A 22,895-nucleotide genomic window follows, 5' to 3' on the forward strand; every position below is an offset into this window, starting at 1 on the left:
CTAAAAAATCATTATCCATGCAAAGTTGAGTCTATTTATTTTGTGCCGTTGTGTCGGTCACAGGAGAGCTTTCAATGAGTGGAAAAATTGATGTGCGCGAAATCGACGCTTTAGTCGATGCACAAAATGGACGTATTACGCCATCTATCTATACTGATCCAGATATCTACGAGTTAGAACTTGAACGTGTATTTGGTCGTACCTGGTTATTCCTTTGCCATGAAAGCCAAATTCCTAAGGCGGGCGACTTCTTCAATACCTATATGGGTGAAGATCCGATCATTGTGGCACGTCAAAAAGATGGCTCGATCAAAGCATTCTTAAACCAATGCCGTCACCGTTCTATGCGCGTAAGCTTCGCAGACTGTGGTAATACCCGTGCGTTTACTTGCCCATACCACGGCTGGTCTTACGGTATTGACGGTTCTTTAAAAGACATCCCGCTTGAAGATCGTGCTTACCCGCATGGTGCATGTAAAGAGCAATGGGGTCTGGTTGAAGTAAACCGTGTGAAGTCTTACAAAGGCCTGGTATTCGGCTGCTGGGATGAAACCACACCAGATCTAGAAGAATACATGGGTGATATCGCTTGGTATCTTGATGGCGTTGTAGACCGTCGTCCAGGTGGTACTGAAATCATCGGTGGTGTACACAAGTGGGAAATCGAGTGTAACTGGAAATTTGCAGCTGAACAGTTTGCATCTGACCAATACCACGCTCTGTTCTCTCACGCATCTGCGATTCAGGTACTTGGCGCGAAACCAGACGACGAATCAACCAAGAAATTAGGTGCTGCTCAAACGGCTCGTCCAGTTTGGGAAACTGCAAAAGATGCACTGCAATACGGTTCACGTGGTCACGGTTCAGGCTTCTTCTTCACAGAGAAACCAGATGCAAACGTTTGGGTTGACGGTGAAGTGGCCAACTACTTCCGCGAAACGTATGAAGAAGTAAAAGAGCGTCTAGGTGAAGTACGTGCGCTGCGTCTTGCAGGTCACAACACCATGTTCCCGACACTGTCTTGGTTGAACGGTACTGCAACACTTCGCGTATGGCACCCACGTGGTCCAAACAAAACTGAAGTTTGGGCATTCTGTATTGCCGATGCTGAAGCGTCTCAAGAAGTGAAAGAAGCGTTTGAACGCTCTGCAACGCGTGCATTCGGTCCTGCCGGCTTCCTGGAGCAAGATGACTCTGAGAACTGGATCGAGATTCAGAAAGTTTTACGTGGTTATAAAGCACGTCAAAACAAATTGATCGTTGAGATGGGTAAAGGCAACGAGAAAGTACGTGAAGATGGTATCCCGGGCATCACCAACTACATTTTCTCTGAAACTGCAGCACGCGGTATGTACCGTCGCTGGGCAGATTTATTGATCCATGAAAAATGGGAAGACGTTGAAAAAGCGGCTGACGAATACGAGAAGGAGCTTATGAAATGAGTCAAATCAGCTTAGAACTTCATCACCAGATCAGTCAGTTCCTGTATCAAGAAGCCAAGCTTCTTGATGACTGGAAATTCCGCGAGTGGTTAGACACGCTAGCTGAAGATATTTCTTATACGCTACGTACCACACCAAACGCACAAACCCGTGACCGTCGTCGTTCGGTTGAACCACCGACGACTTGGGTGTTCAACGATACGAAAGATCTGTTGGAACGTCGTGTTGCCCGTCTTGAAACCGGTATGGCCTGGGCAGAAGAGCCTCCATCACGTACGACTCACATGGTGTCTAACGTGATTGTTGAAGCGTCTGAAGTAGAAGGCGAATACGATGTGTACGTGACTTATTTACTGTACCGTACCCAAAAAGAGAAAGACGTTACGATTTACTGTGGTAAGCGTCATGACAAGATCCGTAAAGTTGAAGGCGGCTTAGGCTTCCAGATCTTCAACCGTAAGATCACGCTTGACCAAGTTACCTATAACTCACATAACCTGAGTGTGTTCTTCTAATGAATAAGATTTTTGTTTGCCAAGTTGACGAGCTTGACGAAGGCGAAGCATTGAAAGTGGACTGCGGCGTAAACGGTATCGATGCGCTGGCAGTATTCAACAATGGCGGTGAATTCTTCGCAATGAATGATCGCTGTTCACATGGTAATGCATCGATGTCTGAAGGTTATCTGGAAGACGACGGTACAGTTGAATGTCCGCTGCACTCTGCACGTTTCTGTTTGAAAACTGGTCAGGCACTGTGCTTGCCAGCAACAGATCCAATCCAGACATTCCCAGTGATTGTTGAAGATGGCGCGTTATATGTAGAGATGGCAGGAGAGTAATCATGGGTTGGCTAAAAGGCGAAGTTGCACTCATCACTGGTGGTGGTTCAGGTTTAGGCTGGGCTTTGGTTGAGCGTTTTTTAGAAGAAGGAGCACAGGTGGCCGTTCTTCAGCGTTCTCAGTCTAAAGTTGATGCTTTACAGGAACACTTCGGTGACCGAATTCTTGCAATCGCTGGTGATGTTGCCAACTATGAAGACAATGTCCGTGCTGTTCAAGCGACCGTTGAGCGTTTTGGCAAGCTTGACTGTTTTGTGGGTAATGCCGGTATCTGGGATCACTATGCCGATATCGTCAACACCTCGGGTGAGCAACTGGATAAAGCCTTTGATGAAATCATGGGCATTAATACCAAGTCGCTGATCCTGGGTGCCAAAGCAGCGCTAGACGAACTGATCAAGTCTGAAGGTTCAATTATCTTCACTTTATCAAACTCTGCGCTGTATTCATCGGGCGGTGGTCCTGTTTATACCGCATCCAAACATGCCGGTGTAGGCATCATGAAAGAACTGGCCTATGAATTAGCGCCAAAAGTTCGTGTCAATGCCGTGGCACCGTCTGCCATGAATGTGAATATCAAAGGCGCGGCATCACTCGGTCAGGAAAATGTTGGCCTGCTCGATGCACGTGATCCTGAGAAAATTGCCCGTGGTATGCCACTGAACTTCTTGCCAGAACCAGAAGATATGACCGGTTCATATGTGCTGCTGGCTTCACGTCAAAACAACCGTCCACTGACCGGCGTGCTGATTAACGCGGAATGTGGCTTGGGCATTCGTGGTTTACGTCAACCACGTGCCGGTTTCTTTGACGAGTAATTCACGCCTTAAAACATAATGGACTAACCCGGCAGCCTTTTGGCTGCCTTCCGTTTAGGAGTCACACATGGCCGTTAAACTTATTTGTGCATCGCACAGTCCTTTAATGGAGTTTGCCACTCCGCAAGAACAACGCAAAGAACAAGCTGTTCGTCAGGCGTTTGAAAAACTGTCTGCGGAAGTCAAAGCCTACGATCCAACCCTGATCATTACCTTTGGTCCAGACCATTTCAATGGTTTCTTCTATGACCTGATGCCAAGTTTCTGTGTGGGTATTCGTGCCACTGCAGCAGGTGACTGGGACTATGGTAAAGACAACAACAAGATTGATGTGCCTGAAGAAACTGCACTCAATCTGGTTCGCCGTGTCCTCGATGAAGGCGTGGATGTGGCCTATTCGTATCGTATGCAGGCCGACCACGGTGTGACCCAGCCATTACATTTCCTGTGTGGTGGTCAGCTCGATCGTTATCCTACTATTCCAGTTTTCATTAATGGTGCAGCTGCACCAATGCCAACCACCAAACGTACCATCGCTTTAGGTCGTGCGGTCGGTCAGTTTATCAAGTCACTGAATCTTGAAAACGAACGCGTACTGGTTCTGGGTACGGGTGGTCTGTCTCACGATCCACCAACCCCGCAAATGGGTTCGGTACCACCAGAAGTGGAAGAATTCCTGATTGCCGGTCGTAACCCGACCCCGGAAGCCCGTGAAGCCCGTCAGGCAAAAATTATTGCCGTGGGTCAGAAGCTGGCCGCGGGGGATACTTCTGTGGCAGTCCCGCTGAATGCGGAATGGGATATTGCTTTGCTGGAGAAATTCAAGCAGGCAGATTTCGCAGCACTGGAAGCCATGACTGAAGCGGAAATCCGTCGTGATGGCGGCCGTGGCGGTCAGGAAGTCCGTTCATGGATGGCGGCATTTGCTGCATTGCATGAGCTGGGCGAATATGACATGACCACCCACTGCTATGAAGAAATCAGCGAGTGGATTGCCGGTTTCGGTATCGTTTCTGCAGAATTAAAAGGTTAACTGAATGAGCAATGTAAACAGCATCGTGATTGTCGGTGCAGGTCAGGCCGGTGCCAGCGCAATTCTGGAATTACGTGGCAACAAATACGAAGGCAAAATCACCCTGATCGGGGATGAAACCCATTTGCCGTATGAGCGTCCGCCTTTGTCTAAAGATGTGATTCTCAAACCAGCCGAAACCAAAATCGAAATTCTGTCAGAAGAAAAACTGGCGGAACTGGGCGTTGAAACCATCCGTGGTAACGGTGTGGCCAAAATCAATGCCGAGGCAAAAACGGTTGAACTGCAAAACGGTGATGTCGTTGCTTATGACAAGTTACTGCTGGCCACCGGTGGTGCAGCGCGTCGTTTACCCAACTTCGATGCGCTGGGTAAACACGTGTACACCCTGCGTAACCTGGAAGATTCACAAGCGCTGGTGCCGGTATTACAGCCGGGCCGCCGTATCATCCTGATTGGTGGCGGTGTCATCGGTCTGGAGCTTGCCTCAAGCGCACGCTTTAAAGAATGTGAAGTGACCGTGATTGAAATGGGTCCAATGGTGATGGGTCGTTCATCACCACGCATCCTGAGCGAGTTCCTGCTGGAGCAGCAACAACTGGCCGGTGTTGATGTACGCCTGTCGACCCAGATTGCAGAATGCAAGCTGGATGGCGAAGAAATTGTGGTAACACTGGAAGGCGGTGAAGAGCTGCGTGCAGATGCTGTGGTCTATGGCATCGGGATTATCCCGAATGCACAGCTGGCCGTTGAAGCCGGTCTGGATGCGGACTTTGCGGTTAAGGTCAATGAAAACTGCCAGACTTCAAATCCGGATATTTATGCAGCGGGTGACGTGGCCACGCAACTGCGTGACTGTGGTAACCACCGCCGCGTTGAAACCTGGGAAAATGCCAACCTGCAAGCGGGTATCTTCGCGCGTCACGTGATGGGCGTTGAACATCCAGCGGCAAACCCGGCCTGGTTCTGGACCGATCAGCTGGACATCAACTATCAGTTTGTTGGTGATATGGCAGCGGCTGAATGGCATGTGCGTGGCGAGATTAAACCTGAACTGCGTGCTGAATCATCATTCGTATTGTTTGGTGTCACCGATGGCGTGATCGTTGGCGGGATTACCGTGAATGCAGCCAAAGACATGCGTCACCTGAAAAAGCTGATCAGCAAACAGGCGGCTTTTGAGGCTGACAAATATCTCGATCTGAGTCAGGATCTTCGTAAGCTGGTAAAATAATCCGGCGATACGGCAGGGCAGACCTTGGGTAACTTTGGTCTGCTTTTTTATGGCTGTTTTATTTTAATGTCGAGACATGAGCACAATGTGCATGGTGATTTGTACATGACTTTGTGTCGGTAGGTCTTACTTTTTAAAGCTGATAAGAATCCTCAAAATTTATTTTTGAGTTCGCAGGGCAAAACTCTTTTCATTGTTTGGGCGTCTCTCTTCGTTCCGTGGTGACATTCAGGTCGTCATCCTCATTATTTCAAGATGGGTTTGAATAAAGATGCCTTCATTTTATGGTTTTCAAATTTAGTTGAGTTGTCTATGAGTTCAAACTCATCTCCCATGATCGTTACCGCCAGTATCTATGCCTTGCTGGTGCTGATCTGGGCCACCACGCCGCTGGCGATTGTGTGGAGTGTGGAAGAAGTCCATCCCATGTGGGTGCTGATTATCCGCTATTTCGGGGCTTCGCTGATTGCGCTGTTTTTACTGAAACTGATGCGTGATCCGTTGCCGCTGGATGAAACCTCACTCAAAAGTTATGTGGCGGGCAGCCTGAACCTGATTGGTGCGCAGCTGTTTATTTATCTGGCAGCCAATTACCTGACTTCGGGTTTAATGGCGCTGATTTTTGGTTTTTCCCCGCTTATTGCCGGTTTAATTGGCCATGTGATTTTAAAAACCCAGAAACTGGTGGCCCTGCAATGGCTGGGCATGGCGGTGGCGGTGGCCGGGCTGAGTTATGTCTTTGCCGACTCGGCAGACAGCAAGATCAACCCGATTGGGATTGTGCTGATGTTAATTAGCATGGTGTCGTATATCAGCTCGATTTTCTGGGTCAAGCAGATTAATGCACCACTGAGTCCGATGTCACAGGCCACCGGTTCCTTGCTGGTCTCGGCACTGGGTTCAATGCTGATGTTGCCATTCATCTGGTCACATATGCCAACCGAATGGCCGGGCATGCAAACCATGATTGGCTTTTTGTTTACCATGATCATGTCTTCGATTGTGGCGATGCTGTGTTATTTCTGGCTGATTCGCCGTCTGGCTGCGTCCACTGTCTCTTTAAGCAATGTGATGACCCCGATTATTGCACTGGTACTCGGAGCGACCCTGAATCATGAGCATATCAGTGCACATGCGGTGGCCGGGATTGCGGTGGTGATGCTGGGCATTGTGATGTATTTCTGGAAAGACTGGCAGCGTCAGTATTTTTCTAAATGGTGACAGCACAGGAAGCCATGCGCTTCCTGCTGTTTTGGCTTTTGCTAAAAACAACAAAAACATAAAACAAAATATTCCACAATTTTGGATACTATGCATATTGCATCGGCACTTGCTGTCCTGTGTAATGAAGACTTAATAAATCACAGGATTTGCTCTACGTGCTTCAATTTTTATCGGACTGACATGAATCAAAACGCGGAACCTAAGCATTTTCAGCTACCAACCGAAACATGTTGGTCACACGCCTGGCGTCAGCCTGCTTTGCAGTTTTTACCTTCCCGGCATTATAACGGTGCCCAGTTTTTCAATCCGGTGCCGGCACCCGAAGGGCGTAGCCGCAGTGATTTGCTGAAATGGCTGTTACAGCGTAAACGCAATAGCTGGACCGCAGAAAACACACCAGAGCAGCCCGCTGAAGGCAAGCGTCCGATTCCGCAGGAACGTCCGAATGCCAGCCTGGATGACTGGCAGATCTGGTTTGTAGGGCATGCTACCGTTCTGATTCAGATTGGCCCCTATAATTTCCTGACCGATCCGGTCTGGTGTGAATATGCCGGACCGCAGCAGGGCAGAGGTCCGAAACGGATTTGCCCGGCTGGAATTGCCCTGGAAGAGTTACCGACCATTCATGCGGTGCTGTTGAGCCATAACCATTATGACCACATGGATCTGGCCACCCTGCGCTGGTTACATGCCCGTTTTGCCATGCCAATTTATACCGGACTGGGCAACAGCTGGTATTTGCCAAAAAACTTTCATGTGGTGGAAATGGACTGGTGGCAATCGGCGCTATTTAATGAATTAAAACTGGTCTATATTCCGGCGCAGCATGGTTCAGGCCGTGGTATGCGCGACCAGAACAGTGCCCTCTGGGGTGGCTTCTCGATTCTGCATGGTGAAGATCACTGCTTCTTTGCCGGAGATACCGGTTATTCCTCGCATTTTAAGGAAATCCATGCCCGTATTGGCGCACCGCGGATTGCACTATTACCGATTGGTGCCTATGAGCCACGGGACCTGATGCGCTATATGCACATGAATCCGGAAGATGCTTTTCAGGCGCATAAAGACCTGCATTCCAAATGTTCGCTGGCCATTCATTACCGTACCTTCCAGCTCACCGATGAAGGCCGTGAACAGCCGGAAGTCGATTTGCAAAATGCCATGCGTAAATCCTCAAAACTGATGAATCCGTTTTATTGCATTCGCGAAGGCAAGAAGCTGATTGTTTAAGTTTAAATCCTGCAACAAAAAACCACCCGAAGGTGGTTTTTTTATGGCTTGAACTCTCTGTGTAGAGGCTTAGAGCACGCCTGGCTGACCCAGCGCAGGGTCGGTGGCTCGAGCGGCCTGAGCATCTGCCACGGTCATCCCCAAGGCTTGGGCTACACCTTCGCCGTAGGCCGGGTCACACATAAAGCAGTTACGGATATGACGGTACTTGATAAAGTCATAGGCATCGCCCATGGCACGCGCAGTATTGTCAAACAGCGCCTGTTTCTGTTCAGGATTCATCAGGTTGAACAGGGCACGCGGCTGGCTAAAGTAATCGCTGTCATCTTGACGATAATCCCAGAAATCGGCATCGCCACGGATTTTCAGTGGTGGTTCACGGTACTGTGGCTGTTCCTGCCATTGCTGGAAGCTGTTTGGCTCATAGTGTGGCAAGCCGCCATAGTTGCCATCCATACGGCCCTGACCATCACGGCGGTTAGAGTGGACCGGACAACGGGCTGCGTTTACCGGAATCTGGGAATGGTTTACCCCCACGCGATAACGTGCGGCATCGGCATAGTTAATTAAACGCGCTTGCAGCATACGGTCTGGTGAATAGCTGATCCCCGGCACCAGAGTACTTGGTGCAAAAGCGGCCTGTTCCACATCCTGGAAATAGTTTTCTGGGTTACGGTTCAGTTCAAACTCACCGACTTCAATTAATGGATAATCACCTTTTGGCCAGACTTTGGTCAGGTCAAACGGATGATAAGGCACGGTTTCCGCTTCGGTTTCCGGCATGATCTGCACGAATAGGGTCCATTTCGGGAAATCGCCACGTTCAATTGCATTAAACAGGTCATTTTGGCTGCTTTCACGGTCCTGGCCAATCAGTGCTGCGGCTTCGGCATCGGTCAGGTTTTTAATGCCCTGCTGGGTACGGAAATGGAATTTGACCCAGAAACGTTCATTGTTGGCATTAATGAAGCTGTAGGTGTGGCTGCCAAAACCATGCATATGGCGATAACCATCAGGAATACCGCGGTCTGACATGACAATGGTCACCTGATGCAGCGCTTCTGGTAACAGGGTCCAGAAATCCCAGTTGTTGTTAGCAGAACGGACGTTGGTTTTTGGATCACGTTTTACCGCTTTGTTCAGGTCCGGGAACTGGCGCGGGTCACGGAAGAAGAACACCGGTGTGTTGTTACCGACTAAATCCCAGTTGCCTTCTTCGGTATAGAATTTTAGTGCAAAACCGCGAATATCACGTTCGGCATCGGCAGCACCGCGCTCACCGGCCACCGTCGAGAAGCGGGCAAACATTTCGGTTTTCTTGCCGACTTCAGAGAAAATTTTGGCGCGGGTATATTGGGTAATGTCGTGAGTCACGGTAAAGGTTCCGAATGCACCTGAACCTTTGGCGTGCATACGACGCTCAGGAATCACTTCACGAACAAAGTTCGCCAGTTTTTCATTGAGCCATAAATCTTGGGTAAGTAATGGACCGCGGGCACCGGCGGTCATACTGTTCTGGTTATCGACCACCGGAGCACCGGCATCGGTGGTGAGGTGGGTGACCGGACATTTTTTAAAGTCTTGGCTCATTATCGTTCTCCGTTATTGTATTCATGTGCTGACGTTGGACACGGGCTGGATTCTCCAGGCAGGTGACATCTCATGAAATTAACCGTTATCAAAGTCATCAATATAAAAAATAAACCCAGCTTATCATTGAAATCTACCTTGCAATAGCTGGCTGGGCAGAATGACGATGGATAAAAAAACATAAAAATGCAACTTGGTTCTTATTTAACTTAAACCGAATATAACACTTTTTCAAATAGATAAAACGATTAGTGCTCAAAGGAATAATCGATAGCTTAAAGTTTTGATTTCTGAGTGTTTTGGTCGGATTTTGTTGAGATGAGCCGGGCTAAAAATGGCTGGATGGCCAGTTCAATATCTGCCTGCAGTTGCGGCCAGTCCTGAAATGTGGGCTGGATTAACAGGGTTTGTGAAATAAAGCCATAACTGATGCGATGCAGGTTTTCGGCACAGCGCAAGCGTTCGCGGGTTTCAGGCGTATAGCGGCTTAAAATCTGCTGCCAGCTGTCCAGCATCAGCTGATAATGCTTTTGATAGGCCTGCTCGCTCGACAGGCTGCGTTCCAGTAAAAACACACTGGCCCACAGCCGCTGTTCGCTGCGGATACGGTCAAGCTGAAAGCGCAGCAGGGTCAGTATATCGCTGCAAACATCACCAGTTGTGGATAACTGTAGCGGTGGCTGGGTATAACTGCGTAGCGCCTCGGCATGCTGGATAATCTGCTGGTGAATCACCCAGGCCAGCAAATCTTCTTTCTGGGCAAAGTATTCATAAAAGGTGCCCAGACCGACCCCGGCCAGTTCGGTAATCTCACGGATGGTCAGTTGTGCGGGTGTCTGCTGCTGCAAAAGCCGAACAACACTGTCCAGCAGTGCCTGCTGGGTCTGTTTGGCCCGGGACTGGCGAGGCTTACGCCGCAGCTGTACAGAGGGGGAGGTCATGACTGAAAACCGAACATGCTGTGGGTGAATATTCTTTATACTGAAAGCCTATCATCATAATCAATCAGGAACGATGAACGATGCAGGCATGGATGACCCATTCTATTCAGAATCAGTTTGATGAACGTCAGGATTATAACCTGTTTGCGAGTGACCGCGTGTTGCAGGAAATCTTGCAGCGCTATGGCAGTCAGGATCAGGCACGCCTTAGCGCCCTTGGTCAGCAGGCCGGATCGGCAGAGGCTTATCATTCTGCCCATTTAGCCAATAGCCATACCCCGCAGTTACAGGCCTTTGATGCTCGCGGCCGCCGTCAGGATGTGGTCGAGTTCCATCCGGCCTGGCATTACTGGATGGCGCTGAACCGGGAATTTCAGACCCATGCCCATCCCTTTATTGAACCTCAGTCCGCATCTGGCTGGCTCGATTGGGCAGCGCGGTTTTATCTGAGTGGTCAGGTCGAATGTGGCAACCTGTGTCCTGCCTCCATGACCCTGGGCAGTATTCCGCTTATTCAGCGTGAACCTGAACTGTGGCAACAGCTCGGCGATAAACTGCTGTCGAATGAATATGATGCGCGGGATATTCCAATGGCGCAGAAAACATCAATCTGGCTGGGCATGGGCATGACTGAAAAGCAGGGCGGCTCCGATGTACGCGCCAATGAAACCATCGCCACTCCGGTGGGGGCAGCGGGTCGTGGCCAGCCCTATCTGCTGACCGGGCATAAATGGTTTTTCTCGGCGCCGATGTGCGATGCGCATTTGGTGGTGGCTAAAACCAAACAGGATGGCTTGGCCTGCTTCTTTGTCCCGCGCTGGCTGGAAGATGGTCGCAAGAACACGATTCATATCCAGCGTCTAAAAGACAAGGTCGGCAACCGCAGCAATTCCAGCTCGGAAGTCGAGTTTCATGAGGCCTGGGGCATCATGATTGGCGAAGCTGGCCGTGGTATTCCCACCATTATTGAAATGGCCAATTATACCCGCCTGACCTGTGTGGTCGGCAGCAGTGCCATGTTGCGCCAGGCGCTGGTGCAATGTATTGCCTATACCCGGCAACGCAAAGCCTTTGGCAAGCCGCTGGCTGAACAGCCGCTGATGCAGGCGGTGCTGGCTGATCTGGCACTGGAAACCGAAGCCGCGGTGCAGCTGGGCTTTTATCTGGCGCAGTGCTACCAGTTGGATACGCCGCTGGCGCAGGCCTGGAAGCGGATTATGACCCCGGCTGCCAAGTTCTGGGTGTGTAAGCGTACTGTCGAGCTGAGCGGCGAAATGATGGAGGTCTTTGGCGGCAATGGCTATGTCGACACTGGCATCATGGCGCGTATTTTTAAAGAAGCTCCGGTGAATAGTATCTGGGAAGGGTCGGGCAATGTCATGTGTCTGGATGTGCTACGCGCGATACAGCGTGATCCGGCCTCCATGCAGGTCCTGTTGCAGTCGCTGGCCGACGGTGTGCAACAGCAGCCGCTGTTACAGCAGGAATTACAGGCGCTGATGCAGCTGTTCCAGCAGACAGACCCACAAGCCTTGCAGTTTATGGCACGTACGCTGGTAAGCCGTTTGGTGCTGCTGGCACAGGCGGTCATCTTAAACCAGCATGCACCTGATTTTGTGGCACAGGCCTTTATCCAGAGCCGTTATCAGACCCTGCATGGTCAGGTGGTGGGCATGTTAGACCCGGCCCAGGTCGATGTTGCCCGGCTGTTAGAACGTGCGCTGGCGGTTTAAACATCACGCGTGATAGAGCGTATCCTGATAGAAAAATTCCCCGCTTGACTTCAGCCAAGCGGGGAAATCGGACTGGATGCATGGCGGTCTGCAGTTGCGCAGCCGTGTGATCCCGGCATCAGTCTCACGCTAACGATCAAACGAGTTTGGCTTAATGCGCCGGTTCGTCTGCTTTCACCCCTTTCTGGTACAGGGTGTAGATATAAACCGGAATATTCAGGTCTTCTAAATGCTTGTAAATTAGCGGGCGGACTTCTTCCCAATCCAGACCGCCGACACCGGTAGCCAGACGTGGCAGCGCCAAACTTTCAATATTCTCGGCTTCAACCAGCTGTTTCAGGTTTTTCAGGGTGCGGTTGACGTATTCTGTCGATGCTTTACCCGGCTTAGAACCGTTGTCATAGGCTGCTTCCTGAGTCATCAGGTTAATGATGCGCTGACCTTCGGCATTGACCCAGGTCCACTGCTCACCCGCTTTAGGATGATAAATATGGCAATAGTTCCGGAAGTCTTTATACAGCGCTGGCCAGTGTTCGCGCAGACTTAAAGCCAGTCCGGTGGCAAAGTTATCATTTGGGGCAACACCGTGGGCAATGGCACGAGCCTGGCTTAATAAAATATCTCCAGAAACTTCATAAATCATGCTGTGAACTCCTGTTTTGGAAGAGGCTGTTTGAATTGATCTTCTAGCTTTATCTTAGCCCATCAGGAAGTTTTTTCTAGCGTGCTATATAACTGCTAAGTCTTTGCAAAATAATAAAAAATATAAGATTTTGTGGTATAATTATAGGGGCAGAGCAGCTGAATCTACTTTCATTTTTTGACTGAAGAATGTTCAGAAAAACACTGCAAAATTTTTCTATACCGTTTCTTTTATTGTTACATGACTGTCGCAAAATTGCTGCTGAATTGTCCAAAAAAATGTATGATTGACTCCCCATTCCAAAGGGATGTCGACGGGAAGCAAAACGCAGTTTTAAGGCTAAAATGCGCTTGAATTTTGCGCAAATGTACCCATCAATACAGCGCAGGAACACCTGCATTCAAATCATGAACCGGAAGGATAAAGTGATGGCAAAGAAAAAACAGCCAGAAGTGATTCAGCATAACTTCGTGGCCAAATATATGCATGAGGTCAACAAGAGCCAGGTTTTTGTCGACCGGAAAAAGAATGCCAAACGCGGCTATAGCAAACACAAACAAGGGCGATATTCTGATGATTATCGCCCTTATTCATTCTGTCTGATTTAAATCAAAATATGGCTTAAGCGCCAACAATCCGGGTAGAGGCCTTGACCATATCGCCCAGACCATGGGTTTTAAAATAATATTCCATCCAGCTTTTCACCATCAGCGAATTATTCATTTTCAGCACCCGTTCCAGCTGCTCCTGTGCTTCGCTCATCGGCACATGGCAAATCGCTTTACGCACGCGCAGAATGTTACTCGAACTCATCGACAGGGTATTAAAGCCCATCGCCATCAACAGCACCGCAGATAGCGGATCACCGGCCATTTCACCACAAATGCTGACCGGTTTATCGTACTTGTGACATTCCTTGACCAGACGGGTCAGTGCGCGTAGCACTGATGGATGGAAATGCGAATAGACGTTGGCCACGCGTGGATTGTTACGGTCCACTGCCAGCAGATACTGGGTCAGGTCATTGGAACCGACCGAGAAGAAATCGACCAGTTCGGCAAATTCATCAATCTGCAGCAGCACACTGGGCACTTCTACCATAATCCCGATACGCGGTTTATTGATCTTGACCTGTTCTTCTTCCTGTACCGCATGCCAGTCACGATCTAGCAGATATAGCGCTTCTTCGACTTCATTGACGCTGGTGACCATTGGCAGCAGGATGTGCAGATTGTTCAAGCCAATGCTGGCTTTCAGCATGGCGCGAATTTGCGAAGAAAAAATTTCCGGATGATCGAGAGTGAAGCGAATCCCGCGCCAGCCCAGTGCTGAGTTTTCTTCTTCAATCGAGAAATATGGCAGGTCTTTGTCTGCGCCAATATCCAGGGTACGCATTACTACCGGTTTGTTGGCAAAGTGGCTTAGCTGCTGGCGGTAAATGGCACGCTGTTCTTCTTCGCCCGGGAAACGGTCCCGCAGCATAAACGGAATTTCAGAGCGGTATAGGCCGACCCCTTTGGCACCACGTTGTACCCCGCGTACCACATCAATCATCAGACCGGTATTGACATACAGTTTGACCGTCACGCCGTCTGGGGTAACGGCGTCCTTGGTTTCATACTGTTTCAGGTCTTTGGCAATCAGTTCTTCTTCTTTCTGAATTTCTTTATAGCGGGTGCGTAAACGCCGTGGCGGATTAATAAACACCCGGCCCTGATGCGCATCGACAATCATTTCTACGTCATCGAGGGTGTTGATCGGCAGTTCAGTCACCCCGACCACGGTTGGAATACCCAGTGCGCGCGCGACAATCACCATATGTGAGTTCATGGCGCCTTCGGTGGTGACAATTGCGGCAATTTTATCGACCGGTAATTCCACCAGTGCCGCGGTCGAGATTTCTTCACCAATCAGAATACTTTCATCGGTCAGTTCGCGGTGGCTGGCATCGGCTTCCTGCAAATAGGCCAGAATACGCCGGCCGAGATCTTTTAAGTCGGAAACCCGTTCACGCAGGTAGTCATCTTCCATCTGGGCAAACTGGGCAATGTGGTTGTCAATGACAATCCGCACCGCACCTTGTGCCCAATTACCATCCCGAATCAGTTCTTTAATTTCCGCCGGCAGGGCATTTTCATCCAGCATACGCAGGAACACGCTAAACAGCGCGCGTTCTTCGGCCATCAGCGCATCCTGCATTTTGTCATCCAGCGCCTGAATTTCCTGACGCACGGCATCCAGCGCAGTGTCGAGCAGTTTCAGTTCTTCGCTGATGTCATCGGCTTCACGGTCGGGTACCGCGGCCAAATCTGCTGGTGGATAGAGAATGACCGCGCGGCCAAGCGCAATCCCGCCCGAGCCGGAAACGCCCTGGAAGGTTTTGTAGGCCGGCAGATTGCTGGGTTTACGAAAGACATCAATATTGCCCACGGCATGCGCATGCGCAATCACGCCAGAGAGCTGGGCGCAGAGCGTGACCAGAAAGGATTCAGCCGCTTCGCTAAAGTCCTGACATTCCTTGTTCTGCACCACCAGTACGCCCATGACCTTACGACGGTACATGACCGGCACGCCGAGGAAGGAATTATAAATTTCTTCGCCGGTTTCCGGTAAATACAGGAAGCGTTCATGTTTCGGTGCATCGTCCAGGTTGACGATTTCTTCACGCTGGCCGACCAGCCCCACCAGACCTTCACCTGTATGCAGAGACACATGGCCGACCGCTTCAGGATTCAAGCCCTTAGAGGCCATCAGCAGATAACGCTGGTTGCGCTCGTCAAGCAGGTAAATGGAGCAGACATCGACATGCATAGCTTCAGCAACCTGATTGACCATAATGTCGAGCGATTCATGCAAACTGGTGGACGCATTAATTTCCTGCACAATGCGTCTTAGGGTATCCAGTTGCATATTCGACATAAAGTCTGCTCCAAATCAGCGTTCCAGTTCTGTTCTCTTTATAGCAAGAGTCGTTTAAAAAATCTGCATGATCATACAGCTTTTTTCAGGCTTTCTTAGATGGCAATTGATGACATAATTCCACCATCGCCTTGCGGTACACATCGCGTTTGAAATTCACGACCTGACCCAGTGGGTACCAGTAACTGACCCACTGCCATTGATCAAACTCGGGCGGATCGGACAGGTTGAGCTGAATCAACTGGGCCGAGGCCGTGAGTTTGAGTAAAAACCATTTCTGTTTTTGACCAATACATACCGGATCGGAATCGGGCCGGATGTAACGGTGCGGCAAACGGTAACGCAGCCAACCTTTCGTTTGTGCGATAATTTGAACGTGTTCGGGCAGTAAGCCAACTTCTTCTCTCAGCTCACGATAAAGTGCCTGCTCAGGGGTTTCTCCATGCTGGATACCTCCTTGTGGAAATTGCCATGCATTGTGTCCAATGCGTTTTGCCCATAAAACCTGTCCAAAGTCGTTTGCCAAAATGATCCCGACATTGGGTCGGAAACCTTCTGAGTCGATCATTTGGCTACCTAAATATTCTGTAAATTATGCCTTTGCTTCCGGGGATTTTTATTTCTGTATCCAACACGAAAAAAAGCAAAGTTTAAAAATGTTAAAATTGCTATGATCTTAACGAATTTCTATCGACTAGCGGAGATAGATTTACAAATTTTTTCTTAAATTTCAGTTTTTACGAGTATTTTCATGAAATTGGCGCTATTTGATCTCGATCACACCTTGTTAAATACAGATTCGGATCATTCCTGGGGTGAGTTTTTAGTCAATGAAGGTCTGGTCGATCCGGTTCATCACCGCGCCATGAATGACAAATTTTATGAAGATTACAAAGCTGGCCAGCTTGACCCGATTGCCTATAACGAATTTGTATTCGAATTTCTGACCCAGCACGAGTCACACTACCTGACCGAACTGCATGAGTTGTTTATGCAAAAAGTGATTCGTCCACAAATGCGCCCGGAAGGTTTTAAGGCGATTCAGCGTCATCGTGAGGCCGGACATGCACTGGTCGGCATTACCGCGACTTCGGATTTTATTACTGCGCCAATTTTCCGTGAATTTGGCATTAGCGAAATCATTGCCACCAATGCCGAAGTGGTCGATGGCAAATATACCGGTAAAGTGATCAATACTGCCTGTTATCAGCAGGGCAAACTGGTACGTCTGGAACAGTGGCTGGCCGGACGTGAGGTGACCGAATCCTGGGCCTATTCAGATTCAATCAATGACCGTTTCTTGCTAGAATATGCAGACCACGCCATTGCGGTGAATCCGGATGATCGTCTGCGGGCCTTGGCGGTCGAGCAGGGCTGGGAGATTCAGGACTGGTCGATTGCTGCTGAATAAAAGCGCAGTTTATCTACACCAAGATCAGCAGACAGGGCCGCTATAACTGGCCCTGTTTTTTGGTCTGTGCCGGTTGTCATCTATCTTGCAAATTTATGAAAAGGTGATTTTTTTTTAACAGCACTAGGATTTGCAGTTTTATATGCTATGGTGAAGACAAGAACAACAACAGGGAGATTCACGCATGCGCCAAACCCGACCAAGAATGACCAATCTGTTTGAACAACTGGGCCTGGACTCCAGCGAACAGGCGATTCAAGATTTTATCGGCCAGCATCAACTGGTGGCGGAAATTCATATTATGGATGCAGAATTCTGGAGTGATGGTCAACGTCAGTTTTTAGCTGAAAAAATTGCCTCGGATGGGGAGTGGGCCATTACGGTCGACCAGCTGAATGAAGCGCTGCATGAAGACTCTGTGCCTCGCCGTTAAATCGTTCGTTCAAATCTCCAGATCATCAGGCCAAATCCGGAATTTGGCCTGATCCCTCACTTTCTTTTCTATCCATTTAGGCAATCCGTTCCCAGAAGCTGACCTGCGCATAGGTATGCTGAAACTTGCGCTGGGTTTCCCGAATCACAAAAGGGATGTCCTGCGGTTCAGTCATTAAACGGAAATGCGGCTCTAGCAAGGCTGTTAAGCCATCCAGACTGCTCCAGTTTTCGCCATCTTTTTTAAAGCCACCCAGCCATTCACTGCGGACAGTGTGTTCTTCCACCCAGGTATAGGGTGAGCTGAGCATCAGAATACCGCCCATATTCAGCCGTGTATGAATCTGGCTTAAAAACTGCGCCGGATGATGCAGCCGGTCAATTAAATTGGCCGCCAGAATAAAATCATAGCCTCTGAAAATCGCTTTAAGATTACAGGCATCACCCTGGTAAAACTGGACTTTGTCCCGGACCTCCGCCAGTCCAAGCTGGGCTAAATCACAGGCATGATAATCCACCAGTTCACCTTCGGTGCAGATGCTGTAATGCAGGGTTTCGCCCTGTGCCAGTTTGACGCCGTTCTGGATAAAGCGCGCTGAAAAATCAATCCCGACCACTTCATCAAAATAACGGGCCAGTTCAAAGCTGGCGCGGCCGGTAGCACAGCCAATATCCAGTGCTTTACGTCGTGGTCTGTCGGCCAGCTGGGTCAGGGCCAGTTGCACCAGTGTCTGGGCAAAATTGGCCACGCCAAAATATTCACGGCCATACTGAAATTCCAGATATTCAGACACCAGCCGGTCGGTTTCATATTGTGATTGAATCGCCAGCGGCTCCTGATCAGAAACCACATAGCGGAAACCGGCATGCTGGAAAAAATGCCGGCGAAAGGCATAGCGTGAGGCCAGCTCGGCTTCATTGCCGGCAGAAATCCAGGAGCCGCCTTTGAGCAGATTATGCCGGCCATCAAAGGTTGGGGTGCTGAAATCATCATAAATCGGATGCACCACAAAACCCGGAAATGGATAAATCGGGGTTTCGGTCCATTGCCAGACATTGCCGCGCAGGTCATAAAAATCGCCATGCGGGAAGGTATTGACCGGACAGGAGGAAGCACCATAGGCCAGCGCCAGATTGGCAGGTGCAGACGGCTCATTTACGCCAGCCAGCTGTACCAGCCGATACCATTCCTCTTCGGTGGGCAGTCGTACTGGCTGACCAGTTTGCTTCGCTTTCCAGTGGCAAAAGGCTTTGGCCTCATGATAATTCACCTCCGCCGGCCAGTCCCACGGCATTGGTACTTCTTCGGTCAGCAGCCGGAGTGACCAGTCCGGCCCGTGTTTACGCCAGAAGGTCGGATATTCGGCCTGGGCAAAGCTGCGCCATTGCCAGCCTTCATCTTCCCAATAGTTTGTGTTCTGATAGCCGGCATCTTCAACAAAGGCCAGAAATTCCTGATTGCTGACCAGATAGCGGCTGGCCGCAAACGCCGCTACCTCTGCCTGATATTGGCCATATTCATTGTCCCAGCCGTAAACCGGGTCGTGCCGCTCCTTACCGAGCTGTACCCGGCCGGCTGCCACTGGAAGCAACGCATTCTCTGGTGCGGTGTTAGTCAGGATATTTGGCCGCCATGGTGGCTGTGTCTGGACATAGTCAAGGGCATGCTGGCGAATCAGCACGGAGGAGGTTTCCAGATGAATCCGCTCGTGTTCAATGCCCATCAGAATTGACCACCACGAATGCTGCCAGTCAATTGGCGTGCTCAGCGGTGCCTTTTCAATAATTTCCAGCACCGTGGCACGCACCTGATCGCGGTAGTGTTTGACCTGCGCGGGTGTCGGCCAGTCATAACGGCTGTCATCCAGGTCATCCCAGCTCATCTCATCCACACCCACCGCAAAGATGGATTCAAAATGTGGATTGATACGCTGTTCAATCAGTTTGCTGAGCAGCAGTTTGTTGATGAAAAATGTCGCGGTATGGCCATAGTAAAAAATCAGCGGATGGCGCAGCGCAATCGGCTTGTGATAAAAGGCCTCATCGCCGTTGAGGCAGCTAAACAATGATTCATAACAGTCAAAGGTTTGCAGAAAATACTGCTTGAGGGTGGCACGTAGCGTATCGGCCTGCATAACATCCAGCCGTGGACTGGGCTGTAAAGGCGGTGCACTGCCGGCTAGGCGCTGCTGGAGCGCCTGGGCTGAACTGAACGAAGGGGAATAGGCAAGCGGGGAAGTGGTCTGGTTCATCACTCTGCTCCTGCATCATTTTTATAAAGATCCTGGTGTCTTGTGCGGGCACCTTGTCTTTTCAAATTACGCCAATTTGGAGCAGCGTGCTGTTTTGTTCAGTAACTGTACAGAAGGATGCGACCGGTCGATGAACCTAGTCCGGCTGCTGCATAAAGTTAACCAGCGCCTGCGCCGCTTTGGACTGTGTGCGTCCCGGATGCCAGACCATGCCCAGCTGGCGGTTCATTTCCAGATTAATATCCAGCTGTTGCAAGTCCTGATTAATCAGGGTTTTCGGTAACACTGACCAGCCCAGTCCAATCGACACCAGCATGCGGATGGATTCCAGCGGGTTATTGCTCATGGTGATCTTCGGCTTCACGCCCTGTTTTTCAAACTCGGCCAGGGTAATCTGGCTGGTATAGGTCTGTGCTGCTGGTAGCAGGCTCGGGAACTGGGTTAAATCTTCCAGTTTCAGTCTTTTCTGCTGGGCCAGCGGATGAAAAGGCGCAGCCACAAACACCAGCGGATCATTCCAGATGGTGACATATTGCAGCCGGTCATCACCTTGCGGTGGCAGGGTTAAAAAGGCCAGTTCCAGATCACCGGCCAGCACCTGTTCATGCGCCTGTTCCGAATCGACAAAATGCACATCTAAGGTGACATCGGGGAAATCTTGGACATAGCGACGTAAATGATCGGGTAGATGATGCAGGCCAATATGATGGCTGGTGCCAATTTTCAGGCGACCCTGCACCTGGCCCTGTTCATGGCTTAAAGTATGATGAATATCGCCCAGTTCATTTAGCCAGTTTTTGACTTTGGGTAACAGCGAATGCGCAGCATGGGTTGCCTGCACGCCACGGCCGGCCGACTCAAACAGCTTGACCCCAAAATATTCTTCCAGGCTATGAATCCGTTTGGTGACTGCGGGCTGGGTAATAAACAGCTGATCGGCGGCCAGAGAAATCGAACCGGTTTCCATGACTTTTACAAAAGCTTCAAATGCTGCAAGATTCATCGCAATCACCTATAAAGATTTTTTATGCTTAAAATTATTATTTAGAAATTTTTAGAATTAATCAAAGATTATTTTTCTATAAATTGAAGTTCAACAACCATAACTTGAATATAAATATTTTAAAAACAGTAATTTAAGTTATATTAAAATAAAAAAGATCATCCTGAAGATGATCTTTTGGGAGGAACACCGGGCGAAAAATAGGCTAGGCGGTGATTTCCTCTGTGCCGTCTTGTGCTTTCTTTTCCCACATGCGTTCATGAATAAAATAGGCCACCGCCTGTACTGTTGGTTCCAATAAGCTTAAGGTAATGGCCATCCACAGACTGCCGGTAACGAAATAGCCGACAAGCATGGCCACCGTAATGTGCATCACATAGTAGCTAAAAGTCTTTTTAAACATTCGCTGGTTGTTTGCGACAAAGTTTTGAATATGCGCCATGATGATGTTCCTCGTATCTACAATTCAGTGCTGATAACATCATCATAGTCAGTACGAATTAATTTGTAAAAACGAATATTTTGTAAAATTTAATCGGAAAATTGAATTTTTAATCAGATGTTAATCTTAGCAAAAATCAATTATATTTATTCCATAAAGTTTTTTAACTAATAAAAATGATAAATTAGATTTATGTAATTGTGTGGTTATAATCGAAATTAATGACAGAATTACCCAGTCCAGTGGAGCACATCGACATGGCAGGCGAAACCCAAAAAGCAAAAACATTATATGACAAATTGTGGGATGACCACTTGGTAAAACAGCGTGATGATGGTTCGGCTTTATTGTACATCGACCGTCATTTGTTGCATGAAGTTACCTCTCCACAGGCCTTTGAAGGTTTGCAACTGGCTGGCCGTCAGCCATGGCGTTTAAGTGCCAATATTGCGACTCCGGACCATAACGTACCGACCTCGAAAAAAGAGCGTGAGCAGGGCGTAGCCGGTATTGAAGATGATACTTCGCGTATTCAGGTGCAAACCTTAGACGATAACTGTAAGACTTTTAATATCGTTGAATTTGATATTAACGATATCCGTCAGGGGATTGCTCACGTGGTTGGACCAGAGCAGGGTTTAACCTTGCCGGGAATGACGGTGGTATGTGGCGACTCGCATACCGCGACCCATGGTGCCTTTGGCTGTTTGGCACACGGGATCGGGACCTCAGAAGTTGAGCACGTGTTGGCCACGCAATGTTTAATTCAGAAGAAAATGAAAAACATGCTGGTGCGCGTAGATGGTCAGTTGGGCCAGGGCGTGACCCCGAAAGACGTGGTGCTGGCGATTATTGCCAAAATCGGTACAGCAGGCGGTACGGGCCATGCCATTGAATTTGGCGGTCAGGTGTTCCGTGATATGTCGATTGAAGGCCGTATGACCGTGTGTAACATGGCAATTGAAGCCGGTGCACGTGTCGGTATGGTCGCGGTTGATGAAAAAACCATTGAATATGTAAAAGACCGTCCTTATGCACCAAAAGGCGAGCAATGGGATCAGGCTGTGGCGTACTGGAATACCTTGCATTCAGATGCCGATGCGCATTTTGATACTGTCGTGGTATTACAGGGCGAAGAGATTGAACCACAAGTGTCTTGGGGTACTTCACCTGAAATGGTCATTCCGGTTTCTCAGGCAGTACCAACTTTGGAACAGGCCAAAGATGAGGTACAGCGCAATGACTGGACCCGTGCTTATCAATATATGGGCTTAACTGCTGGTCAGGCTTTGGCTGATATCCAGTTAGATCGTGTTTTTATTGGTTCATGCACCAACTCGCGTATTGAAGATATCCGTGCTGCGGCAGATGTGATCAAAGGCCGTAAAGTGGCGCCAAGCATTAAACAGGCGATGGTGGTACCGGGTTCTGGTTTGGTCAAACAGCAGGCGGAAGCAGAAGGTTTGGACAAGGTCTTCCTGGAAGCCGGTTTTGAATGGCGTGAACCTGGCTGCTCGATGTGTCTGGCCATGAATGCCGACAAGTTACAGCCAGGCGAGCACTGTGCATCGACCTCAAACCGTAACTTTGAAGGTCGTCAGGGCAATGGTGGTCGTACCCATCTGGTCAGCCCGGCCATGGCAGCAGCAGCGGCAATTGCCGGTCACTTTGTGGATGTTCGTTCATTCTAAGTTTAAGCCCTCATCC

Annotated in this window: 21 protein-coding genes; 13 read left to right on the forward strand and 8 right to left on the reverse strand. The window is 49.4% G+C overall.

The genetic code is table 11. From position 1 onward, the window contains the following. Window positions 1-74 precede the first annotated feature (74 nt). The 8 genes from hcaE to GA693_RS14390 all read left to right on the forward strand — a co-directional run bounded on the left by hcaE (window position 75) and on the right by GA693_RS14390 (window position 7,822). Complete coding sequence (hcaE, locus tag GA693_RS14355; protein ID WP_005181982.1) at window positions 75-1,442, forward strand: 3-phenylpropionate/cinnamic acid dioxygenase subunit alpha; 1,368 nt, start codon at window positions 75-77, stop codon at window positions 1,440-1,442. Next, entirely contained in the window at window positions 1,439-1,957 is a 519-nt protein-coding gene (gene hcaF, locus GA693_RS14360) for a 3-phenylpropionate/cinnamic acid dioxygenase subunit beta (protein WP_005181997.1), read from the forward strand. Before hcaE ends, hcaF begins: the two co-directional genes overlap by 4 nt. Beyond that, a complete protein-coding gene (gene hcaC / locus GA693_RS14365; protein WP_005181999.1) occupies window positions 1,957-2,283 on the forward strand; it encodes a 3-phenylpropionate/cinnamic acid dioxygenase ferredoxin subunit in 327 nt (108 codons plus the stop codon). The genes hcaF and hcaC overlap by 1 nt, the downstream gene beginning before the upstream one ends. A 2-nt stretch (window positions 2,284-2,285) precedes the next feature. Then, a complete protein-coding gene (gene hcaB, locus GA693_RS14370; protein WP_005182001.1) occupies window positions 2,286-3,101 on the forward strand; it encodes a 3-phenylpropionate-dihydrodiol/cinnamic acid-dihydrodiol dehydrogenase in 816 nt (271 codons plus the stop codon). A gap of 67 nt (window positions 3,102-3,168) precedes the next feature. Continuing rightward, complete coding sequence (locus GA693_RS14375; RefSeq protein WP_005182005.1) at window positions 3,169-4,134, forward strand: 3-carboxyethylcatechol 2,3-dioxygenase; 966 nt, start codon at window positions 3,169-3,171, stop codon at window positions 4,132-4,134. 4 nt (window positions 4,135-4,138) lie between these two features. Next, the gene (gene hcaD, locus GA693_RS14380) at window positions 4,139-5,368 is read left to right on the forward strand and encodes a 3-phenylpropionate/cinnamic acid dioxygenase ferredoxin--NAD(+) reductase subunit (protein ID WP_160241646.1); all 1,230 of its coding nucleotides are present in this window, start codon (window positions 4,139-4,141) and stop codon (window positions 5,366-5,368) included. 312 nt (window positions 5,369-5,680) lie between these two features. After that, entirely contained in the window at window positions 5,681-6,589 is a 909-nt protein-coding gene (locus GA693_RS14385) for a DMT family transporter (protein ID WP_016659599.1), read from the forward strand. A 183-nt stretch (window positions 6,590-6,772) separates the two neighbouring features. After that, window positions 6,773-7,822 (forward strand): MBL fold metallo-hydrolase, encoded by a 1,050-nt coding sequence (locus tag GA693_RS14390; protein WP_005182011.1) that lies wholly within the window; start codon window positions 6,773-6,775, stop codon window positions 7,820-7,822. A 69-nt stretch (window positions 7,823-7,891) separates the two neighbouring features. Here GA693_RS14390 and GA693_RS14395 read toward each other — a convergent pair whose 3' ends face one another. Both GA693_RS14395 and GA693_RS14400 read right to left on the reverse strand, forming a co-directional pair. Then, window positions 7,892-9,412: a catalase gene (locus tag GA693_RS14395; protein ID WP_005182013.1), complete on the reverse strand. Its 1,521-nt coding sequence runs from the start codon at window positions 9,410-9,412 to the stop codon at window positions 7,892-7,894. A gap of 275 nt (window positions 9,413-9,687) precedes the next feature. Beyond that, window positions 9,688-10,353 (reverse strand): TetR/AcrR family transcriptional regulator, encoded by a 666-nt coding sequence (locus tag GA693_RS14400; RefSeq protein WP_160241645.1) that lies wholly within the window; start codon window positions 10,351-10,353, stop codon window positions 9,688-9,690. 80 nt (window positions 10,354-10,433) lie between these two features. Between GA693_RS14400 and GA693_RS14405 the strand changes: the two genes are divergently transcribed. Continuing rightward, window positions 10,434-12,086, forward strand: coding sequence for an acyl-CoA dehydrogenase family protein (locus GA693_RS14405; RefSeq protein ID WP_160241644.1), 1,653 nt, complete (start codon window positions 10,434-10,436; stop codon window positions 12,084-12,086). A 151-nt stretch (window positions 12,087-12,237) separates the two neighbouring features. Here GA693_RS14405 and GA693_RS14410 read toward each other — a convergent pair whose 3' ends face one another. Next, window positions 12,238-12,729 carry a macro domain-containing protein gene (locus GA693_RS14410; RefSeq protein ID WP_016659595.1) on the reverse strand — a complete coding sequence of 164 codons (492 nt, stop codon included), beginning with the start codon at window positions 12,727-12,729 and terminating at the stop codon, window positions 12,238-12,240. Between the two features lie 428 nt (window positions 12,730-13,157). Here GA693_RS14410 and GA693_RS14415 point away from each other — a divergent pair, with 428 nt between their 5' ends. Continuing rightward, a complete protein-coding gene (locus GA693_RS14415) occupies window positions 13,158-13,337 on the forward strand; it encodes a DUF7230 family protein (protein WP_005182025.1) in 180 nt (59 codons plus the stop codon). Window positions 13,338-13,350: 13 nt separating this feature from the next. Here the strand turns inward: GA693_RS14415 and ptsP are convergent, their stop codons facing one another. Further along, window positions 13,351-15,648, reverse strand: a complete 2,298-nt coding sequence (ptsP, locus tag GA693_RS14420; protein ID WP_152342191.1) for a phosphoenolpyruvate--protein phosphotransferase — start codon at window positions 15,646-15,648, stop codon at window positions 13,351-13,353. Window positions 15,649-15,733: 85 nt separating this feature from the next. Next, window positions 15,734-16,216 carry an RNA pyrophosphohydrolase gene (locus GA693_RS14425; RefSeq protein ID WP_005182032.1) on the reverse strand — a complete coding sequence of 161 codons (483 nt, stop codon included), beginning with the start codon at window positions 16,214-16,216 and terminating at the stop codon, window positions 15,734-15,736. A 183-nt stretch (window positions 16,217-16,399) separates the two neighbouring features. Here GA693_RS14425 and GA693_RS14430 point away from each other — a divergent pair, with 183 nt between their 5' ends. Together GA693_RS14430 and GA693_RS14435 are read left to right on the forward strand one after the other, a co-directional pair. Continuing rightward, window positions 16,400-17,059 (forward strand): HAD family hydrolase, encoded by a 660-nt coding sequence (locus GA693_RS14430; RefSeq protein WP_005182034.1) that lies wholly within the window; start codon window positions 16,400-16,402, stop codon window positions 17,057-17,059. A 184-nt stretch (window positions 17,060-17,243) separates the two neighbouring features. Next, complete coding sequence (locus GA693_RS14435; RefSeq protein WP_160241643.1) at window positions 17,244-17,492, forward strand: DUF2789 family protein; 249 nt, start codon at window positions 17,244-17,246, stop codon at window positions 17,490-17,492. 76 nt (window positions 17,493-17,568) lie between these two features. Here GA693_RS14435 and ovoA read toward each other — a convergent pair whose 3' ends face one another. From ovoA to GA693_RS14450, 3 genes are all read right to left on the reverse strand, one after another. Next, window positions 17,569-19,743, reverse strand: coding sequence for a 5-histidylcysteine sulfoxide synthase (ovoA, locus tag GA693_RS14440; protein WP_160241642.1), 2,175 nt, complete (start codon window positions 19,741-19,743; stop codon window positions 17,569-17,571). A 136-nt stretch (window positions 19,744-19,879) separates the two neighbouring features. After that, entirely contained in the window at window positions 19,880-20,746 is an 867-nt protein-coding gene (locus GA693_RS14445) for a LysR family transcriptional regulator (RefSeq protein ID WP_005182039.1), read from the reverse strand. Window positions 20,747-20,951: 205 nt separating this feature from the next. Further along, the gene (locus tag GA693_RS14450) at window positions 20,952-21,188 is read right to left on the reverse strand and encodes a DUF2061 domain-containing protein (RefSeq protein WP_005182043.1); all 237 of its coding nucleotides are present in this window, start codon (window positions 21,186-21,188) and stop codon (window positions 20,952-20,954) included. Window positions 21,189-21,445: 257 nt separating this feature from the next. On the opposite strand from GA693_RS14450, the gene leuC reads away from it, so the two are divergent. Further along, on the forward strand, window positions 21,446-22,879 hold the full coding sequence (gene leuC, locus GA693_RS14455; protein ID WP_005182046.1) for a 3-isopropylmalate dehydratase large subunit: 1,434 nt from the start codon (window positions 21,446-21,448) through the stop codon (window positions 22,877-22,879). Window positions 22,880-22,895 lie beyond the last annotated feature (16 nt).

Origin of the sequence: Acinetobacter indicus (assembly GCF_009914475.1) — a bacterium.
Taxonomy (GTDB): Bacteria; Pseudomonadota; Gammaproteobacteria; order Pseudomonadales; family Moraxellaceae; genus Acinetobacter; species Acinetobacter indicus.

Coding starts and splice junctions, on each gene's coding strand:
- hcaB (WP_005182001.1), top strand. CDS start 2,286: ATGGGTTGGCTAAAAGGCGAAGTTGCACTCATCACTGGTGGTGGTTCA.
- ovoA (WP_160241642.1), bottom strand. CDS start 19,743: ATGAACCAGACCACTTCCCCGCTTGCCTATTCCCCTTCGTTCAGTTCA.
- GA693_RS14435 (WP_160241643.1), top strand. CDS start 17,244: ATGCGCCAAACCCGACCAAGAATGACCAATCTGTTTGAACAACTGGGC.
- GA693_RS14410 (WP_016659595.1), bottom strand. CDS start 12,729: ATGATTTATGAAGTTTCTGGAGATATTTTATTAAGCCAGGCTCGTGCC.
- GA693_RS14415 (WP_005182025.1), top strand. CDS start 13,158: ATGGCAAAGAAAAAACAGCCAGAAGTGATTCAGCATAACTTCGTGGCC.
- leuC (WP_005182046.1), top strand. CDS start 21,446: ATGGCAGGCGAAACCCAAAAAGCAAAAACATTATATGACAAATTGTGG.
- GA693_RS14445 (WP_005182039.1), bottom strand. CDS start 20,746: ATGAATCTTGCAGCATTTGAAGCTTTTGTAAAAGTCATGGAAACCGGT.
- GA693_RS14430 (WP_005182034.1), top strand. CDS start 16,400: ATGAAATTGGCGCTATTTGATCTCGATCACACCTTGTTAAATACAGAT.
- ptsP (WP_152342191.1), bottom strand. CDS start 15,648: ATGTCGAATATGCAACTGGATACCCTAAGACGCATTGTGCAGGAAATT.
- GA693_RS14450 (WP_005182043.1), bottom strand. CDS start 21,188: ATGGCGCATATTCAAAACTTTGTCGCAAACAACCAGCGAATGTTTAAA.
- GA693_RS14425 (WP_005182032.1), bottom strand. CDS start 16,216: ATGATCGACTCAGAAGGTTTCCGACCCAATGTCGGGATCATTTTGGCA.
- hcaF (WP_005181997.1), top strand. CDS start 1,439: ATGAGTCAAATCAGCTTAGAACTTCATCACCAGATCAGTCAGTTCCTG.
- GA693_RS14390 (WP_005182011.1), top strand. CDS start 6,773: ATGAATCAAAACGCGGAACCTAAGCATTTTCAGCTACCAACCGAAACA.
- hcaE (WP_005181982.1), top strand. CDS start 75: ATGAGTGGAAAAATTGATGTGCGCGAAATCGACGCTTTAGTCGATGCA.
- hcaD (WP_160241646.1), top strand. CDS start 4,139: ATGAGCAATGTAAACAGCATCGTGATTGTCGGTGCAGGTCAGGCCGGT.
- hcaC (WP_005181999.1), top strand. CDS start 1,957: ATGAATAAGATTTTTGTTTGCCAAGTTGACGAGCTTGACGAAGGCGAA.
- GA693_RS14405 (WP_160241644.1), top strand. CDS start 10,434: ATGCAGGCATGGATGACCCATTCTATTCAGAATCAGTTTGATGAACGT.
- GA693_RS14395 (WP_005182013.1), bottom strand. CDS start 9,412: ATGAGCCAAGACTTTAAAAAATGTCCGGTCACCCACCTCACCACCGAT.
- GA693_RS14375 (WP_005182005.1), top strand. CDS start 3,169: ATGGCCGTTAAACTTATTTGTGCATCGCACAGTCCTTTAATGGAGTTT.
- GA693_RS14400 (WP_160241645.1), bottom strand. CDS start 10,353: ATGACCTCCCCCTCTGTACAGCTGCGGCGTAAGCCTCGCCAGTCCCGG.
- GA693_RS14385 (WP_016659599.1), top strand. CDS start 5,681: ATGAGTTCAAACTCATCTCCCATGATCGTTACCGCCAGTATCTATGCC.